Annotated in this window: 16 protein-coding genes and 1 tRNA gene; all 17 read left to right on the top strand. The window is 64.1% G+C overall.

Annotated elements, in window-relative coordinates; translation table 11 throughout:
- The first annotated feature begins 125 nt into the window (after positions 1-125).
- The 17 genes from pnp to nuoL all read left to right on the top strand — a co-directional run bounded on the left by pnp (position 126) and on the right by nuoL (position 17,022).
- Positions 126-2,273, top strand: a complete 2,148-nt coding sequence (gene pnp / locus GD429_RS07535; RefSeq protein WP_152856378.1) for a polyribonucleotide nucleotidyltransferase — start codon at positions 126-128, stop codon at positions 2,271-2,273.
- A gap of 148 nt (positions 2,274-2,421) precedes the next feature.
- Positions 2,422-3,441 (top strand): NAD(P)H-quinone oxidoreductase, encoded by a 1,020-nt coding sequence (locus GD429_RS07530; RefSeq protein ID WP_047898612.1) that lies wholly within the window; start codon positions 2,422-2,424, stop codon positions 3,439-3,441.
- Positions 3,442-3,582: 141 nt separating this feature from the next.
- A complete protein-coding gene (gene tpiA / locus GD429_RS07525; protein WP_152856377.1) occupies positions 3,583-4,338 on the top strand; it encodes a triose-phosphate isomerase in 756 nt (251 codons plus the stop codon).
- A 72-nt stretch (positions 4,339-4,410) separates the two neighbouring features.
- Positions 4,411-4,788 (top strand): preprotein translocase subunit SecG, encoded by a 378-nt coding sequence (secG, locus tag GD429_RS07520; RefSeq protein ID WP_152856376.1) that lies wholly within the window; start codon positions 4,411-4,413, stop codon positions 4,786-4,788.
- A 111-nt stretch (positions 4,789-4,899) separates the two neighbouring features.
- A tRNA-Leu gene (locus GD429_RS07515) sits at positions 4,900-4,984 on the top strand.
- Positions 4,985-5,137: 153 nt separating this feature from the next.
- The gene (locus GD429_RS07510; RefSeq protein ID WP_006398798.1) at positions 5,138-5,497 is read left to right on the top strand and encodes an NADH-quinone oxidoreductase subunit A; all 360 of its coding nucleotides are present in this window, start codon (positions 5,138-5,140) and stop codon (positions 5,495-5,497) included.
- A 62-nt stretch (positions 5,498-5,559) separates the two neighbouring features.
- Positions 5,560-6,039: a NuoB/complex I 20 kDa subunit family protein gene (locus GD429_RS07505; RefSeq protein WP_006398799.1), complete on the top strand. Its 480-nt coding sequence runs from the start codon at positions 5,560-5,562 to the stop codon at positions 6,037-6,039.
- 21 nt (positions 6,040-6,060) lie between these two features.
- A complete protein-coding gene (locus GD429_RS07500; RefSeq protein ID WP_105390971.1) occupies positions 6,061-6,663 on the top strand; it encodes an NADH-quinone oxidoreductase subunit C in 603 nt (200 codons plus the stop codon).
- 9 nt (positions 6,664-6,672) lie between these two features.
- Entirely contained in the window at positions 6,673-7,926 is a 1,254-nt protein-coding gene (locus GD429_RS07495) for an NADH-quinone oxidoreductase subunit D (RefSeq protein ID WP_034184888.1), read from the top strand.
- Positions 7,927-8,098: 172 nt separating this feature from the next.
- Positions 8,099-8,584, top strand: a complete 486-nt coding sequence (gene nuoE, locus GD429_RS07490) for an NADH-quinone oxidoreductase subunit NuoE (protein WP_006756903.1) — start codon at positions 8,099-8,101, stop codon at positions 8,582-8,584.
- Positions 8,581-9,891, top strand: coding sequence for an NADH-quinone oxidoreductase subunit NuoF (gene nuoF / locus GD429_RS07485; protein ID WP_034184889.1), 1,311 nt, complete (start codon positions 8,581-8,583; stop codon positions 9,889-9,891). Before nuoE ends, nuoF begins: the two co-directional genes overlap by 4 nt.
- 82 nt (positions 9,892-9,973) lie before the next feature.
- Positions 9,974-12,304 carry an NADH-quinone oxidoreductase subunit NuoG gene (gene nuoG / locus GD429_RS07480; RefSeq protein ID WP_152856375.1) on the top strand — a complete coding sequence of 777 codons (2,331 nt, stop codon included), beginning with the start codon at positions 9,974-9,976 and terminating at the stop codon, positions 12,302-12,304.
- Complete coding sequence (gene nuoH / locus GD429_RS07475) at positions 12,305-13,372, top strand: NADH-quinone oxidoreductase subunit NuoH (protein ID WP_034184891.1); 1,068 nt, start codon at positions 12,305-12,307, stop codon at positions 13,370-13,372.
- A gap of 12 nt (positions 13,373-13,384) precedes the next feature.
- Positions 13,385-13,873, top strand: coding sequence for an NADH-quinone oxidoreductase subunit NuoI (nuoI, locus tag GD429_RS07470; RefSeq protein WP_006478270.1), 489 nt, complete (start codon positions 13,385-13,387; stop codon positions 13,871-13,873).
- Between the two features lie 103 nt (positions 13,874-13,976).
- Entirely contained in the window at positions 13,977-14,627 is a 651-nt protein-coding gene (locus GD429_RS07465) for an NADH-quinone oxidoreductase subunit J (protein ID WP_152856374.1), read from the top strand.
- 17 nt (positions 14,628-14,644) lie between these two features.
- Positions 14,645-14,950: an NADH-quinone oxidoreductase subunit NuoK gene (nuoK, locus tag GD429_RS07460; protein WP_004185739.1), complete on the top strand. Its 306-nt coding sequence runs from the start codon at positions 14,645-14,647 to the stop codon at positions 14,948-14,950.
- A gap of 17 nt (positions 14,951-14,967) precedes the next feature.
- Complete coding sequence (nuoL, locus tag GD429_RS07455; protein ID WP_152856373.1) at positions 14,968-17,022, top strand: NADH-quinone oxidoreductase subunit L; 2,055 nt, start codon at positions 14,968-14,970, stop codon at positions 17,020-17,022.
- The last annotated feature ends 10 nt before the right edge of the window (positions 17,023-17,032 follow it).

Raw genomic sequence — 17,032 nt, 5'->3', positions numbered from 1 at the left:
CGCTGCTCGAGCGCCGCGCTGGAATGGCATAAAAAACACACCTTGCTCCGGGTGATTCGGTCGGGACGCCGCCGCGCGGGATGGCCTGTGCGGCGAATGAAATGCATGAATTCAAAGGAGCAACCATGTCCATGTTCAACAAGGTCGTGAAGGAATTCCAGTGGGGCCAGCACAAGGTGCGCCTCGAAACCGGTGAAGTCGCTCGCCAGGCAAGCGGCGCCGTGATCGTCGACGTCGAAGACACCGTCGTGCTGGCAACCGTCGTCGGCGCGAAGTCGGCGAAGCCGGGCCAGGACTTCTTCCCGCTGACCGTCGACTACCTCGAAAAGACCTACTCGGCAGGCAAGATCCCGGGCGGCTTCTTCCGCCGCGAAGGCCGTCCGTCGGAGCACGAGACGCTGACGTCGCGCCTGATCGACAGACCGCTCCGCCCGCTGTTCCCGGAAGGCTTCTACAACGAAGTCCAGGTCGTGATCCACGTGCTGTCCGTGAACCCGGAAATCCCTGCGGACATCCCCGCGCTGATCGGCGCATCGGCTGCGCTCGCCGTGTCGGGCCTGCCGTTCAACGGCCCGGTCGGTGCCGCGCGCGTCGCGTACATCGACAACGCCTACGTGCTGAACCCGACGCGTGACCAGATCAAGGCATCGAGCCTTGACCTCGTCGTCGCGGGTACGGAACGCGCGGTGCTGATGGTCGAGTCGGAAGCCGACCAACTGTCGGAAGACGTGATGCTGGGCGCCGTGGTGTTCGGCCACGAGCAGATGCAAGTGGCGATCGACGCGATCCACGAACTGGTGCGCGAAGGCGGCAAGCCCGAGTGGGACTGGCAGCCGGCGCCGAAGAACGAGGCGCTGATCGCACGCGTGACCGAGCTGGCGCAGAACGACCTGCTCGCCGCTTACCAGCTCCGCGACAAGCAGGCTCGCTCGACGAAGCTGAAGGAAGTCTATTCGGCGACTTCGGCGAAGCTCGAGGAAGACGCACTGGCGGCCGGCACGGTTGCTGCCGACAAGGCTACCGTCGGCAACGTGCTGTTCGACATCGAGGCAAAGATCGTCCGTTCGCAGATCCTGAACGGCGAGCCGCGCATCGACGGCCGCGACACGCGCACCGTGCGCCCGATCGAGATCCGCACCGGCGTGCTGCCGCGCACCCACGGCTCGGCGCTGTTCACGCGCGGCGAGACGCAGGCGCTGGTCGTCGCGACGCTCGGCACGAAGGGTGACGAGCAGATCATCGACGCGCTCGAAGGCGAGTACCGCGAGCGCTTCATGCTCCACTACAACATGCCCCCGTTCGCGACCGGCGAAACGGGCCGCGTCGGCTCGCCGAAGCGCCGCGAAATCGGCCACGGCCGCCTCGCGAAGCGCGCGCTGGTCAAGTGCCTGCCGAGCGCCGACGAATTCGGCTACTCGATCCGCGTCGTGTCGGAAATCACCGAATCGAACGGTTCGTCGTCGATGGCATCGGTGTGCGGCGGCTGCCTCGCGCTGATGGACGCCGGCGTGCCGATGAAGGCGCACGTCGCGGGCATCGCGATGGGCCTGATCCTCGAAGGCAACAAGTTCGCGGTGCTGACCGACATCCTCGGCGACGAAGATCACCTCGGCGACATGGACTTCAAGGTGGCCGGCACGGAGCAAGGCGTGACGGCGCTGCAGATGGACATCAAGATCCAGGGCATCACGAAGGAAATCATGCAGGTCGCGCTCGCGCAGGCGAAGGAAGGCCGCATGCACATCCTCGGCAAGATGACGTCGGCGGTCTCGGGTGCGAACACGCAACTGTCGGAATTCGCGCCGCGCATGATCACGATCAAGATCAACCCGGAAAAGATCCGCGACGTGATCGGCAAGGGCGGTTCGGTGATCCGCGCGCTGACGGAAGAAACGGGTACGACCATCGACATCTCGGACGACGGCGTCGTGACGATCGCGAGCACGAACAGCGACGGCATGGCCGAAGCGAAGAAGCGCATCGAGAACATCACGGCCGAGATCGAAGTCGGCCAGGTGTACGAAGGCACGGTGCTGAAGCTGCTCGATTTCGGTGCGATCGTGAACCTGCTGCCGGGCAAGGACGGCCTGCTGCACATCTCGGAAATCGTCAACGAGCGCGTGAAGGACATCAACGACTACCTGAAGGAAGGCCAGCAGGTCAAGGTCAAGGTGATCCAGACGGACGAGAAGGGTCGTGTGCGTCTGTCGGCAAAGGCGCTGCTGAATGAAGCAGCGGCGGCGTCGCAGTCGGACGCGCCGCCGCAGCAGTAAGCGGGCAGGCGGACCAACGGCCGGCAGCGCGAAAGCGCGCCGGCCGTTTTTTCTGTAGCATCGTTGTGCGGCGCAGCAGCGCCGGCGAGGCGTCCGTGCTACGCGCACGGGCGCGCCATCCGATTCCGATCCTGGAGCCACCGTCACCATGAAAGCCATCGAAATCACCGAATTCGGCGCCCCCGACGTGCTGAAGCTTGCGGAGCGTCCGCGCCCCGAACCGAAGCGCGGCGAGGTGCTGATCAAGGTGGCGGCTTCCGGCGTGAACCGGCCCGACGTATTCCAGCGCAAGGGCGCCTATGCGCCGCCGCCGGGCGCGTCGGACCTGCCGGGCCTCGAGGTCGCGGGCGAGATCGTCGGCGGCGACCTGTCCGATGCCGCGCTGAACCCGTTCGGTCTGAAGCTCGGCGATCGCGTGTGTGCGCTGCTCGCGGGCGGCGGTTATGCCGAGTATGCGGTCGCGCCGTTGCCGCAATGCCTGCCGGTGCCCGACGGGCTCACCGATATCGAGGCCGCGTCGCTTCCCGAAACGTTCTTCACCGTATGGAGCAACGTGTTCGACCGTGCGCAGCTCGGCGCGGGCGAGGGTGGCGAGCAGGAGACGCTGCTCGTGCAGGGCGGCTCGAGCGGCATCGGCGTGACGGCGATCCAGATCGCGCATGCGCTCGGTTTTCGCGTGTTCGCGACGGCCGGCACCGCCGACAAGTGCCGTGCGTGCGAGGCGCTTGGCGCGGAGCGCGCAATCAACTACAAGACCGAAGACTTCGTCGAGGTCGTGAAGTCGCTGACGCACGATCGCGGCGTCGACGTGATCCTTGACATGGTGGCGGGTTCGTACGTGCCGCGCGAGCTGTCCGCGCTCGCGGACGGCGGCCGTCTCGTGCTGATCGCGCTGCTCGGCGGTGCGAAGGCCGACGTCAACCTGAGCGAGATCCTGCGGCGCCGGCTGACGGTCACGGGTTCCACGCTGCGGCCGCGCCCGGTCGAGTTCAAGGCGCGCATCGCCGCGCAACTGAAGGCGCGCGTGTGGCCGCTGATCGCGGACGGCCGCATCAAGCCGGTGATCTATCGCGTGCTGCCGGCCGCGGAAGCCGCGCAGGCGCATGCGCTGATGGAAAGCAGCGAGCACACCGGCAAGATCGTGCTCGATTGGGGTACGAACGCCTGACGGCCCATGCGGCCGGGCTTGACATGCGCGGTTTGACCGGTTCAAGCCGCGCGCAGTAAAATCGCCGGTTTGCTTCGCCAGATCAAACCTGACGGCCGGTTTCCGGCGCGTCAATGACACAGCGGTGACGAGACAGACACGATGTCGAAACAGAGAACTAAGCGGGTGATCGGCAACTGGAAGATGCACGGCCGGCTGGCCGGCAACCAGGCGTTGTTGAACGAAGTGGTGCAGGGCGCGGGCGCGGTGGCGGCCGAAACGTCGGTCGGCGTGTGCGTGCCGTTCCCGTATCTCGCGCAGGTTCAGGCGCAGCTCGACGGCGGCCGTGTCGCCTGGGGCGCGCAGGACGTGTCCGCGCACGAACAGGGCGCGTTCACCGGCGAAGTGGCGGCCGCGATGGTTGCGGAATTCGGTGCGCGCTATGCGATCGTCGGCCACTCGGAGCGTCGCGCGTATCACGGCGAGCGCAACGAGACGGTCGCGGCGAAGGCGCAGCGCGCGCTCGCGGCCGGCCTCACGCCGGTCGTGTGCGTCGGCGAGACGCTCGACGAGCGCGAGTCGGGCGCGACCGAGCAGGTCGTCGGTGCGCAGCTCGACGCGGTGCTGGCCGTGCTGACGGCCGACGAGGCTGCACGTATCGTCGTCGCGTACGAGCCGGTCTGGGCGATCGGCACGGGCAAGAGCGCGACGTCGGCGCAGGCACAGGACGTGCACGCGTTCCTGCGTGCGCGTCTCGCGGCAAAGGGCGCGGCTGACGTGTCCGTGCTGTACGGCGGCAGCGTGAAGCCGGACAACGCGGAAGAGCTGTTTGCGCAGCCGGACATCGACGGTGGCCTGATCGGCGGCGCGTCGCTGAAGGCGGAAGATTTCCTGGCGATCTGCCGGGCCGCGCGTTGAGCGGTCCGCGATCGAATTGAACCATGACGGCGGCCGGTCGATCCGGTCGCCTGATCCAATCGGGTGGGTGTGATGCTGTTATTCAAGACGCTGATTATTGTGGTGCAGGTACTGTCTGCACTCGGTGTGATTGGTCTCGTGCTGTTGCAGCACGGCAAGGGTGCCGACATGGGCGCCGCATTCGGCAGCGGCGCGTCGGGCAGCCTGTTCGGTGCGACGGGCTCGGCGAACTTCCTGTCGCGCACGACGGGCATTCTCGCGACGATCTTTTTTATCGCGACGCTCGCGCTGACGTACCTCGGTTCGTACAAGTCGACGCCGTCGGCAGGCGTGCTCGGCGCGGCAGCGACCGCACCGGCATCGGCGCCTGCAGCGTCGACGCCGGCTGTTGCGGCATCCGCTGCCGCGGGTTCGGCGGCAAGCGCGCCGGGCCAGGATGTCCCGAAATAAAAGGTCAAATTTTTTGCGTTTGTGCGTTGAACAATTCCGGAAGTCGGGTTAGAATTTAATTCTTGAAGCGATTCGCGGGAAACAAGCAGCACAACCCGAGTTGCATGCAGTGCCGACGTGGTGAAATTGGTAGACACGCTATCTTGAGGGGGTAGTGGCGAAAGCTGTGCGAGTTCGAGTCTCGCCGTCGGCACCAAAGTTGCTCAATGCCAGCCGCTTCCAGTGGCTGGCATTTTTCATTTGTGGGGTGTGCTTGCGATTGTCTTGCGATCGCCTGTACTCCGAAATGATTCCTTCCGCCGGAAGTGGTATTCTCCGGACGCTCAGAACCAACCGATAGAGGATTGCCTTGAACCTCGCAGCCTATTACCCCGTCTTGTTGTTCCTCCTCGTGGGCACTGGTTTAGGTATAGCGCTGGTCAGCATCGGCAAGCTCCTTGGTCCCAACAAGCCGGACGTCGAGAAGAACGCACCATACGAGTGCGGCTTCGAAGCCTTTGAAGACGCCCGGATGAAATTCGACGTCCGGTATTACCTCGTCGCCATCCTGTTCATCATCTTCGATCTCGAAACCGCATTCCTGTTTCCGTGGGGCGTCGCGCTCCGGGATATCGGCTGGCCGGGTTTCATCGCAATGATGATTTTCCTGCTCGAATTCCTGCTGGGCTTTGCCTATATCTGGAAGAAAGGCGGGCTCGACTGGGAGTGATGGGTTAATCGCCGGTTTGCATGGGCGGCCACGCTCGGTCGCTCGTCTGGAGTGGAAAGCAAATGAGTATCGAAGGGGTCTTGAAGGAAGGGTTTGTCACCACGACGGCTGACAAGCTGATCAACTGGACGCGTACCGGCTCGCTGTGGCCGATGACGTTCGGGCTCGCGTGTTGCGCCGTCGAGATGATGCATGCGGGCGCGGCCCGTTACGATCTGGACCGGTTCGGCGTCGTGTTTCGTCCGAGTCCGCGTCAGTCGGACGTGATGATCGTCGCCGGCACGCTCTGCAACAAGATGGCGCCCGCGCTGCGCCGCGTGTACGACCAGATGGCCGAGCCGCGCTGGGTGATCTCGATGGGGTCGTGCGCGAACGGCGGTGGTTATTACCACTACTCGTACTCGGTGGTCCGCGGCTGCGACCGGATCGTGCCGGTCGACGTCTACGTGCCGGGCTGCCCGCCCACGGCCGAGGCGCTGGTCTACGGCGTGATCCAGCTTCAGGCGAAGATCCGCCGCACCAATACCATCGCCCGTCAATAAAGCCCCGAGCGTCCCCTCAATATGGCAAGCAAAATCGAGATTCTCAAGGCAAACCTCGAAGCCGCGCTCGGCGCGCGCGTGGTGAGCCTCACCGAAGCGATCGGTGAACTGACGCTCGTCGTGAAGGCGAGCGATTACCTCGAAGTCGCAAAGACGCTGCGCGACGATCCGAAGCTCCGTTTCGAGCAACTGATCGACCTCTGCGGCGTCGACTACCAGACCTTCGGCGACGGCGCCTACGACGGCCCGCGCTTCGCGGCCGTGTCGCACCTGCTGTCGGTCACGAACAACTGGCGCCTGCGCCTGCGCGCGTTCGCGCCGGACGACGACCTGCCGATCGTGGCATCGCTGGTCGACATCTGGACCTCCGCGAACTGGTACGAGCGCGAAGCGTTCGACCTGTACGGCATCGTGTTCGAAGGCCACCCCGACCTGCGCCGCATCCTCACCGACTACGGCTTCATCGGCCACCCGTTCCGCAAGGACTTCCCGGTGTCGGGTTATGTCGAAATGCGTTACGACCCGGAAGAGAAGCGGGTCGTGTACCAGCCGGTGACGATCGAGCCGCGCGAAATCACGCCGCGCGTGATCCGCGAGGATCGCTATGGCGGTCTGAAACATTAAGGGGGCGTCATGGCAGAAATCAAGAACTACACGCTCAACTTCGGCCCGCAGCACCCGGCAGCGCACGGCGTGCTGCGCCTCGTGCTCGAGCTCGACGGCGAAGTCATCCAGCGTGCCGATCCGCACATCGGCCTGCTGCACCGCGCGACCGAAAAGCTCGCGGAATCCAAGACCTTCATCCAGTCCGTGCCGTACATGGATCGTCTCGACTACGTGTCGATGATGGTCAACGAGCACGGTTATGTGCTCGCGATCGAAAAGCTGCTCGGCATCGACGTGCCGGAGCGCGCGCAGTACATCCGCGTGCTGTTCGACGAGATCACGCGCGTGCTGAACCACCTGATGTGGATCGGCGCGCATGCACTCGACGTCGGTGCGATGGCCGTGTTCCTGTACGCATTCCGCGAACGCGAAGACCTGATGGACGTGTACGAGGCGGTGTCCGGCGCGCGGATGCACGCGGCGTACTATCGTCCGGGCGGCGTCTACCGCGACCTGCCTGACGCGATGCCTCAATACAAGGCGTCGAAGATTCGCAACGAGAAGGCGCTCGCGAAGATGAACGAAGCGCGCAGCGGCTCGGTGCTCGACTTCATCGACGATTTCTTCACGCGCTTCCCGAAGTGCGTCGACGAATACGAAACGCTGCTCACCGACAACCGGATCTGGAAGCAGCGTCTGGTCGGGATCGGCGTGGTCAGCCCCGAACGTGCGCTGCAGATGGGCCTGACGGGCCCGATGCTGCGCGGCTCGGGCATCGCATGGGATCTGCGCAAGAAGCAGCCGTACGAAGTGTACGATCGCATGGATTTCGACGTGCCGGTCGGCGTGAACGGCGATTGCTACGACCGCTATCTGGTGCGCGTCGAAGAAATGCGCCAGTCGATCCGTATCGCGAAACAGTGTATTGAGTGGCTCCGCAAGAATCCGGGCCCGGTGATGACGGACAATCACAAGGTTGCACCGCCGTCGCGCGTCGGCATGAAGACCAACATGGAAGACTTGATTCACCACTTCAAGCTCTTCACCGAAGGTTTCCATGTTCCGGAAGGTGAAGCGTACGCGGCGGTCGAGCATCCGAAGGGCGAGTTCGGCATCTACCTCGTGTCGGACGGTGCCAACAAGCCGTATCGCCTCAAGATTCGCGCACCGGGTTTTGCGCACCTGGCGTCGCTCGACGAAATGGCGCGCGGTCACATGATCGCCGACGCCGTCACGATCATCGGTACGCAGGACATCGTGTTCGGCGAAATCGACCGCTAATGGTTGCGCCGCCCGCGAGCGCGGGCGGCGAGCAGTAAGTCACATGCGATGCGCGCTTAACCGGCGCGGCTTCGCAAGCTGTCAACAGAGTGAGCGCCAGGTCTGTCGTCCATGCACCCCAGTGTGCGGCAGGTTGTCCGTTCGGTAGGAATTGAAAGAGTCGTGTCTGAAAATGATCTCAGCTGAAGGCCTGAAGGAAATCGATCGCGCGTTGACGAAGTATCCCGCCGATCAGAAACAGTCCGCCGTGATGTCGGCGTTGGCCGTTGCTCAGGAAGAGCACGGCTGGCTGTCGCCCGAACTGATGCAGTTCGTTGCGGACTATCTCGGCATGCCTGCCGTCGCCGTGCAGGAAGTCGCGACGTTCTACACGATGTACGAGCTCAACCCGGTCGGCAAGCACAAGATCACGCTCTGCACGAACCTGCCGTGCCAGCTTGGCCCGCACGGCGGCGCGGAAGCGACTGCCGACTACCTGAAACAGAAGCTGGGCATCGGCTTCGGCGAAACCACGCCCGACGGCAAGTTCACGCTGAAGGAAGGCGAATGCATGGGCTCGTGCGGCGATGCGCCGGTGCTGCTGGTGAACAATCACAGAATGTGCAGCTTCATGAGCCGCGAGAAGATCGACCAGCTGCTTGAGGAGCTCTCGAAATGACGTCCCTCCACGACCGTCACATCAAACCGCTGATCCTCGCCGGTCTGAACGGCGAGAACTGGCATCTCGAAGACTACGTCGCGCGCGGCGGCTACAAGCAGCTGCGCCGCATTCTCGAAGAAAAGATTCCGCCCGAGCAGGTGATCGCCGACGTCAAGGCGTCGGGCCTGCGCGGCCGTGGCGGTGCGGGCTTCCCGACCGGCCTGAAGTGGAGCTTCATGCCGCGCCAGTTCCCGGGGCAGAAGTACCTCGTCTGCAACTCGGACGAAGGCGAGCCGGGCACGTTCAAGGATCGCGACATCCTGCGCTGGAACCCGCACGCGCTGATCGAAGGCATGGCCATCGGCGCATACGCGATGGGCATCACCGTCGGCTACAACTACATCCACGGCGAAATCTTCGAAGTGTATCGACGCTTCGAGGCCGCGCTCGATGAAGCGCGCGCCGCAGGTTTCCTCGGCGACCACATCATGGGCTCCGAATTCTCGTTCCAGCTGCACGCGCACCACGGTTACGGCGCGTACATCTGCGGCGAGGAAACGGCGCTGCTCGAGTCGCTCGAAGGCAAGAAGGGCCAGCCGCGCTTCAAGCCGCCGTTCCCGGCGAGCTTCGGCGTGTACGGCAAGCCGACCACGATCAACAACACCGAGACGTTCGCCGCGGTGCCGTTCCTGCTGTCCATCGGGCCGCAGAATTATCTTGAGATCGGCAAGCCGAACAACGGCGGCACGAAGATTTTCTCGGTGTCGGGCGACGTCGAGCGTCCGGGCAACTACGAAGTGCCGCTCGGCACGCCGTTCGCGACGCTGATGGAGCTCGCCGGCGGGATGCGCGGCGGCAAGAAGATCAAGGCCGTGATTCCGGGCGGTTCGTCGGCGCCGGTGATCCCGGGCGACATCATGATGCAGACCGATCTCGACTACGATTCGATCGCGAAGGCGGGCTCGATGCTCGGGTCCGGCGCGGTGATCGTGATGGACGAGACGCGCTGCATGGTGCGCTCGCTGCTGCGCCTGTCGTACTTCTACTACGAGGAATCGTGCGGCCAGTGCACGCCGTGCCGCGAAGGCACCGGCTGGCTGTATCGCGTCGTGAACCGTATCGAGCACGGCGAAGGCCGTCAGGAAGATCTGGACCTGCTGAACTCGGTTGCCGAGAACATCATGGGCCGCACGATCTGTGCGCTCGGCGATGCGGCGGCGATGCCGGTACGCGGGATGCTCAAGCACTACTGGGACGAATTCGCGTACCACGTCGAGCACAAGCACTGCATGGTCGGCGGCCACGCGCACGCGGCTGCGGCCTGAAGCGAACCCGGTTGCGGAATTTGAGCGCACGGTCGGGCGAAGGCGCGAACGGGCGGAAATAGGTTAAGGACCATTCACCATCATGGTTGAACTTGAAATAGACGGCAAGAAGGTCGAGGTGCCCGAAGGCAGCATGGTGATCCAGGCTGCGCACAAGGCGGATACGTACATTCCTCACTTCTGCTATCACAAGAAACTGTCGGTTGCGGCCAACTGCCGGATGTGTCTCGTCGAAGTCGAGAAGATGCCGAAGGCCGTGCCTGCCTGCGCGACCCCCGTGTCGGCCGGCATGATCGTCCACACGCAGTCCGACAAGGCCGTGAAGGCGCAGCAGTCGGTGATGGAATTCCTCCTCATCAATCACCCGCTCGATTGCCCGATCTGCGATCAGGGCGGCGAATGCCAGCTGCAGGATCTGGCGGTCGGCTACGGCAAGTCGTCGTCGCGCTACTCGGAAGAAAAGCGCGTGGTGTTCCACAAGAACGTGGGCCCGCTGATCTCGATGGAAGAAATGTCGCGCTGCATCCACTGCACGCGCTGCGTCCGCTTCGGCCAGGAAATCGCCGGCGTGATGGAGTTCGGCATGCTGGGCCGCGGCGAGCACTCGGAAATCACGACGTTCGTCGGCAAGACGGTCGACTCCGAGATGTCGGGCAACATGATCGACCTGTGTCCGGTCGGCGCGCTGACCAGCAAGCCGTTCCGCTACAGCGCCCGTACGTGGGAACTGTCGCGCCGCAAGTCGGTGAGCCCGCACGATTCCGTCGGCGCGAACCTCGTCGTGCAGGTGAAGAACAACCGCGTGATGCGCGTGCTGCCGTTCGAGAACGAAGCGATCAACGAATGCTGGATCTCGGACAAGGACCGCTTCTCGTACGAAGGCCTCAACAGCGAAGAGCGCCTGACGAAGCCGATGCTGAAGCAGGGCGGCCAGTGGATCGAAACCGACTGGCAGACCGCGCTCGAATATGTCGCGAAGGGCCTGAAGGGCATCGCCGCGGATCACGGCGCGAACGCGCTGGCGATGCTCGCGAGCGCGCACAGCACCGCTGAAGAGCTGTTCCTCGTGAAGCAGCTCGCGCACGAACTGAAGACGCCGAACGTCGATTTCCGTCTGCGTCAGCAGGATTTCTCGGCGTCGGTCCAGGGCGCGCCGTGGCTCGGCATGCCGATCGCCGACCTGTCGAACGTGGACGCCGCGTTCGTCGTCGGTTCGTTCCTGCGCCGGGACCACCCGCTGTTCGCCGCGCGCCTGCGCCAGGCCGCGAAGAACGGCGCGAAGCTGCACTTCCTGCACGCGACCGGTGACGATGCACTGATCCCGACCGCGCAGCGCATCGTCGCCGCGCCGTCGGCATGGCTCGACGAGCTGGCCGGCATCGCCGCGGCCGTCGCGCAACTGCGCGGCGTCGCGCTGCCCGACACGCTCGCCGGCGTCACCGCATCGCCGGCCGCACAGGCGGTCGCGCAGTCGCTCGCGAACGGCGAGCGCCGCGCGGTGCTGCTCGGCAACGTCGCGGTCCGCCATCCGGAATTCGCGAAGCTGCACGCGGTCGCCCAGTGGATCGCCGACAACACCGGCGCCACGTTCGGCTTCCTGACGGAAGCGGCGAACACGGTCGGCGCGCACGTCGTCGGCGCGCTGCCGGGCGAAGGTGGCCTGAACGCACGCGAAGCGTTCGCGCAGCCGCGCAAGGGCTACGTGCTGCTGAACGTCGAACCGGAATTCGACACCGCTGACCCGGCGCAGGCGCTTGCCGCGCTGAACCAGGCGGAGATGGTCGTCGTGATGTCGCCGTTCAAGCACGGCCTCGACTACGCCGACGTGCTGCTGCCGGTTGCGCCGTTCACGGAAACGGCCGGTACGTTCGTCAACGCGGAAGGCACCGTGCAGAGCTTCAATGGCGTCGTGCGCCCGCTCGGCGACACGCGTCCGGCCTGGAAGGTGCTGCGCGTGCTGGGCAGCCTGCTCGGCCTGCCGAACTTCGAATACGAGACGGCGGAAGAAGTGCGTCTCGCGGCGCTCGGCGATGAAGGCGTCGCGGGCCGTCTGTCGAACCAGACGTCGGTCGCGCCGGCGCGCGTCGCGGCGAATGCCGCGAACGGCGGCTTCGAGCGCCTGGCCGATGTGCCGATCTATCACGCCGACGCGCTCGTGCGCCGCGCAGGTGCGCTGCACCTGACGGCCGCCGCGAAGGCGGCGAATGCCGCAGCCCTGCCGGCCGCGTTGTTCGACAAGCTGGGCTTGAAGGAAGGCGACGCCGTGCGCGTGCGCCAGGGCGAGCGTGCGGTGCAATTGCCGGCCGTGCGCGACGCGAATCTTGCGGAGACGGTCGTTCGCGTGTCGGCGGCGACGCCTGCCGGCGCAGCGCTCGGCAGCCTGTCCGGTGAACTGGTGGTGGAGAAGGCGTAAATGAGCTTGTTCGATACGATCAACGCGGGCGGAGCCCAGCTTCTCGGCTTCGCGTGGCCGACGGTGTGGGCAGTCGTGCGCATCCTCGTCGTCTCCGTCGTCATCCTGCTGTGCGTCGCGTACCTGATTCTGTGGGAACGCAAGCTGATCGGCTGGATGCACGTGCGTCTCGGCCCGAACCGCGTCGGCCCCGGCGGCCTGCTGCAGCCGATCGCCGACGTGCTGAAGCTGCTGCTGAAGGAAGTCATTCAGCCGAGCGCCGCCAGCCGCTGGCTGTACCTGATCGCGCCGGTCATGACCGTCGTGCCGGCGTTCGCCGTGTGGGCCGTGATCCCGTTCCAGGCCCAGGCCGTGCTCGCGAACATCAACGCGGGCCTGCTGTACGCGATGGCGATCTCGTCGATCGGCGTGTACGCGGTGATCCTCGCGGGCTGGGCGTCGAACTCGAAGTACGCGTTCCTCGGCGCGATGCGCGCCGCGGCGCAGATGGTGTCGTACGAAATCTCGATGGGCTTCGCGCTGGTGCTCGTGCTGATGACGGCCGGCAGCCTGAACATGTCGGAAATCGTCGGTTCGCAGCAGCACGGCTTCTTCGCGGGCCACGGCGTGAACTTCCTGTCGTGGAACTGGCTGCCGCTGCTGCCGGCGTTCGTCGTCTACTTCATCTCGGGCATCGCCGAAACGAACCGTCACCCGTTCGACGTGGTGGAAGGGGAGTCGGAAATCGTTGCCGGTCACATGATCGATTACTCGGGCATGGCGTTCGCGCTGTTCTTCCTCGCCGAGTACATCAACATGATCGTGATCTCGGCGCTGGCAGCGACGCTGTTCCTTGGCGGCTGGGATGCACCGTTCGAGTTCCTGTCGTTCATTCCGGGCATCTTCTGGCTGGTGCTGAAGGTCTTCGCACTGCTGTCGGTGTTCATCTGGGTTCGCGCGACGTTCCCGCGTTACCGTTACGACCAGATCATGCGCCTGGGCTGGAAGGTGTTCCTGCCCGTCACGGTGATCTGGGTGGTCGTGGTCGGCTTCTGGATGATGTCGCCGCTCAACATCTGGGTGAAGTAATCGGACGAAATCATGACGGCAATCCAACACTTCTTTAAGACCTTCTTCCTGACCGAGCTGCTGAAAGGGCTCGCGCTGACGGGGCGTTACACGTTCAAGCGCAAGTTCACCGTGCAGTTCCCGGAAGAGAAGACCCCGATCTCGCCGCGTTTTCGCGGGCTGCACGCACTGCGCCGCTACGAGAACGGCGAAGAGCGCTGCATCGCGTGCAAGCTGTGCGAGGCCGTGTGCCCCGCCTTGGCGATCACGATCGAATCGGAAACGCGCGCGGACAACACGCGCCGCACGACGCGCTACGACATCGACCTGACGAAGTGCATCTTCTGCGGTTTCTGCGAAGAGAGCTGCCCGGTCGATTCGATCGTCGAGACGCAGATTCTCGAGTACCACGGCGAAAAGCGCGGCGACCTGTATTTCACGAAGGAAATGCTGCTCGCGGTGGGCGATCGCTACGAGAAGGACATCGCCGCGGCGAAGGCTGCCGACGCGCCGTATCGTTGATTGTGTTTGCAGTGCCGGCCCGAAGCACGGGCCGAGCCGCCGCGACGGGTGCGGGCGTCCCGCAAGCCGCGCCTGACTATGGCCTAACGATGAACCGGTAATCATGGAATTCACGACCGTACTGTTCTACATCTTCGCGTTGCTCCTGGTGGTTTCAGGGCTGAAGGTGATCACTTCGCGCAACCCGGTGGCGTCTGCGCTTTTCCTTGTGCTGGCGTTCTTCAACGCCGCCGCGATCTGGATGCTGCTGGAAGCGGAGTTCCTCGCGATCCTGCTGGTGCTGGTCTACGTGGGCGCCGTGATGGTGCTGTTCCTGTTCGTCGTGATGATGCTGGACATCAACATCGACTATCTGCGCCGCGACTTCAAGCGCTTCGTACCGATGGCGACCGTGGTCGGCGCGATCATCGTGATCGAGACCGCGCTGATCCTGTGGCGCGGCTACGGCGACACGCACACGGTGCACGCGATGGCGACGGGCGAGATGGCCAACTGGTCGAACACGCGACTGATCGGCAAGGTGATCTACACCGACTACATCTTCGCGTTTGAAATCGCCGGCCTCGTGCTGCTGGTCGCGATCATTGCCGCGATCGGGCTGACCGAGCGCAAGGGCAAGGACAGCAAGCGCCAGCGCGTGTCGGATCAGGTCAAGGTGCGCCGCAACGACCGCGTGCGCCTCGTGAAGATGGAAGCGGAAAAGCCGCAGCCGGAAACGGCGCAGAGCGAAGCCGGTACGAGCACCAACGGCTAAGCGGAGGAAAGGAAACCATGTTGACTCTTGCTCACTACCTCGTGCTCGGCGCGATCCTCTTTGCGATCGCGATCGTCGGGATTTTCCTGAACCGCCGCAACATCATCATCATCCTGATGGCGATCGAACTGATGCTGCTGGCGGTGAACACCAACTTCGTCGCGTTCTCGCATTACCTCGGCGATGTGCACGGCCAGATCTTCGTGTTCTTCGTGCTGACGGTCGCCGCAGCGGAAGCCGCGATCGGTCTCGCGATTCTGGTGACCCTGTTCCGTAAGCTCGACACGATCAATGTCGAGGATCTCGATCAGCTCAAAGGTTAATTTCAGGCAACGCTGTTATGTCAACGACACTCAATGAAAACCTGCTGCTGGCGATTCCGCTCGCTCCGCTGGCCGGCTCGCTGATTGCGGGGCTGTTCGGGAACGCAGTCGGGCGCAAGGGCGCACACCGGATCACGATCCTCGGCGTGATGATCGCGTTCCTCCTGTCGGCGAAAGTCTTCGCCGACGTGATGGGCGGGGCGAGCTTCAACGCGACCATCTACGAATGGATGCGGGTCGGCTCGCTGAAGCTCGAAGTCGGCTTCCTGGTCGATTCGATGACCGCGATGATGATGGTCGTCGTGACCTTCGTGTCGCTGATGGTGCACATCTACACGATCGGCTACATGGCGGAAGAAGACGGCTACCAGCGCTTCTTCTCGTACATCTCGCTGTTCACGTTCTCGATGCTGATGCTCGTGATGAGCAACAACTTCCTGCAGCTGTTCTTCGGCTGGGAAGCGGTGGGTCTGGTGTCGTACCTGCTGATCGGCTTCTACTTCACGCGTGAGAGCGCGATCTACGCGAACATGAAGGCGTTCCTCGTGAACCGCGTGGGCGACTTCGGCTTCCTGCTCGGCATCGGCCTGCTGCTCGCATTCGCCGGCTCGATGAACTACGGAGAAGTGTTCGCGAAGCGCGCGGAGCTCGCGAGCCTGCACTTCCCGGGCACCGACTGGGGCCTGCTGACCGTTGCCTGCATCTGCCTGTTCATCGGCGCGATGGGCAAGTCGGCGCAGTTCCCGCTGCACGTGTGGCTGCCTGACTCGATGGAAGGCCCGACCCCGATCTCGGCGCTGATTCACGCGGCGACGATGGTGACGGCCGGCATCTTCATGGTGTCGCGTATGTCGCCGCTGTTCGAGCTGTCGGACACCGCGCTGTCGTTCGTCACGGTGATCGGCGCGATCACGGCGCTGTTCATGGGCTTCCTCGGCATCATCCAGAACGACATCAAGCGCGTGGTCGCGTATTCGACGCTGTCGCAGCTCGGGTACATGACGGTCGCGCTCGGCGTGTCCGCGTACCCGGTCGCGTTGTTCCACCTGATGACGCACGCGTTCTTCAAGGCGCTGCTGTTCCTCGGCGCGGGCTCGGTGATCATCGGCATGCATCACGACCAGGACATCCGCAACATGGGCGGCCTGCGCAAGTACATGCCGATCACGTGGATCACGTCGCTGATCGGCTCGCTGGCGCTGATCGGCACGCCGTTCTTCTCGGGCTTCTACTCGAAGGATTCGATCATCGAGGCCGTGAAGGAATCGCATCTCGCGGGCTCGGGCTTCGCGTACTTCGCGGTGGTCGCGAGCGTGTTCGTGACGGCGCTGTACTCGTTCCGCATGTACTTCCTCGTGTTCCACGGCGAAGAGCGCTTCCGCAAGCCGAAGCATCCTGAATCGCCGATGGGCATGGCGGCCGCGCACGGTCACGACGATCACGGCCACGGCCATGGTCACGATGACCACGCGCACGAACCGCACGAGACCCCGTGGGTCGTGTGGCTGCCGCTCGTGCTGCTTGCGATTCCGTCGGTGATCGTCGGTGCGATCGCGATCGGCCCGATGCTGTACGGCAGCTTCTTCGAACATGGCGTGGCATTCGACAAGGTGATCTTCATCGGCGAAAACCACCCGGGCCTCGAAGAGCTGGGCAAGGAATTCCACGGCTGGGCCGCGATGGGCCTGCACTCGCTGACGACGCTGCCGTTGTGGCTCGCGATCGCCGGCGTCGTGGTCGCGTGGTTCCTGTACCTGAAGCGTCCTGAGCTGCCTGCCGTGATCCGCCGCGCGTTCGGCCCGATCTACACGCTGCTCGACAACAAGTACTACATGGACAAGATCAACGAGGTGGTGTTTGCCAAGGGCTCGGTCGCGATCGGCCGCGGTCTGTGGAAAGAGGGCGATGTCGTCGTGATCGACGGCCTCGTCAACGGCAGCGCCCGGTTCATCGGCTGGTTCGCCGGCGTGATCCGCTTCCTCCAATCCGGTTACATCTATCACTACGCGTTCGCCATGATCATCGGCATGCTGGGGCTCTTGACCCTGTTTGTAACGCTCGGCGGCAAATAAGGCGAGGGGA

Source organism: Burkholderia sp. BE17 (assembly GCF_009362305.1).
GTDB lineage: Bacteria > Pseudomonadota > Gammaproteobacteria > Burkholderiales > Burkholderiaceae > Burkholderia > Burkholderia pyrrocinia_C.
This window is presented reverse-complemented; position numbering and strand designations above follow the sequence as displayed.

Coding starts and splice junctions, on each gene's coding strand:
- nuoF (WP_034184889.1), top strand. CDS start 8,581: ATGACGTCCCTCCACGACCGTCACATCAAACCGCTGATCCTCGCCGGT.
- tpiA (WP_152856377.1), top strand. CDS start 3,583: ATGTCGAAACAGAGAACTAAGCGGGTGATCGGCAACTGGAAGATGCAC.
- GD429_RS07530 (WP_047898612.1), top strand. CDS start 2,422: ATGAAAGCCATCGAAATCACCGAATTCGGCGCCCCCGACGTGCTGAAG.
- GD429_RS07465 (WP_152856374.1), top strand. CDS start 13,977: ATGGAATTCACGACCGTACTGTTCTACATCTTCGCGTTGCTCCTGGTG.
- nuoL (WP_152856373.1), top strand. CDS start 14,968: ATGTCAACGACACTCAATGAAAACCTGCTGCTGGCGATTCCGCTCGCT.
- GD429_RS07500 (WP_105390971.1), top strand. CDS start 6,061: ATGGCAAGCAAAATCGAGATTCTCAAGGCAAACCTCGAAGCCGCGCTC.
- GD429_RS07505 (WP_006398799.1), top strand. CDS start 5,560: ATGAGTATCGAAGGGGTCTTGAAGGAAGGGTTTGTCACCACGACGGCT.
- nuoG (WP_152856375.1), top strand. CDS start 9,974: ATGGTTGAACTTGAAATAGACGGCAAGAAGGTCGAGGTGCCCGAAGGC.
- nuoI (WP_006478270.1), top strand. CDS start 13,385: ATGACGGCAATCCAACACTTCTTTAAGACCTTCTTCCTGACCGAGCTG.
- nuoE (WP_006756903.1), top strand. CDS start 8,099: ATGATCTCAGCTGAAGGCCTGAAGGAAATCGATCGCGCGTTGACGAAG.
- nuoK (WP_004185739.1), top strand. CDS start 14,645: ATGTTGACTCTTGCTCACTACCTCGTGCTCGGCGCGATCCTCTTTGCG.
- pnp (WP_152856378.1), top strand. CDS start 126: ATGTCCATGTTCAACAAGGTCGTGAAGGAATTCCAGTGGGGCCAGCAC.
- secG (WP_152856376.1), top strand. CDS start 4,411: ATGCTGTTATTCAAGACGCTGATTATTGTGGTGCAGGTACTGTCTGCA.
- nuoH (WP_034184891.1), top strand. CDS start 12,305: ATGAGCTTGTTCGATACGATCAACGCGGGCGGAGCCCAGCTTCTCGGC.
- GD429_RS07495 (WP_034184888.1), top strand. CDS start 6,673: ATGGCAGAAATCAAGAACTACACGCTCAACTTCGGCCCGCAGCACCCG.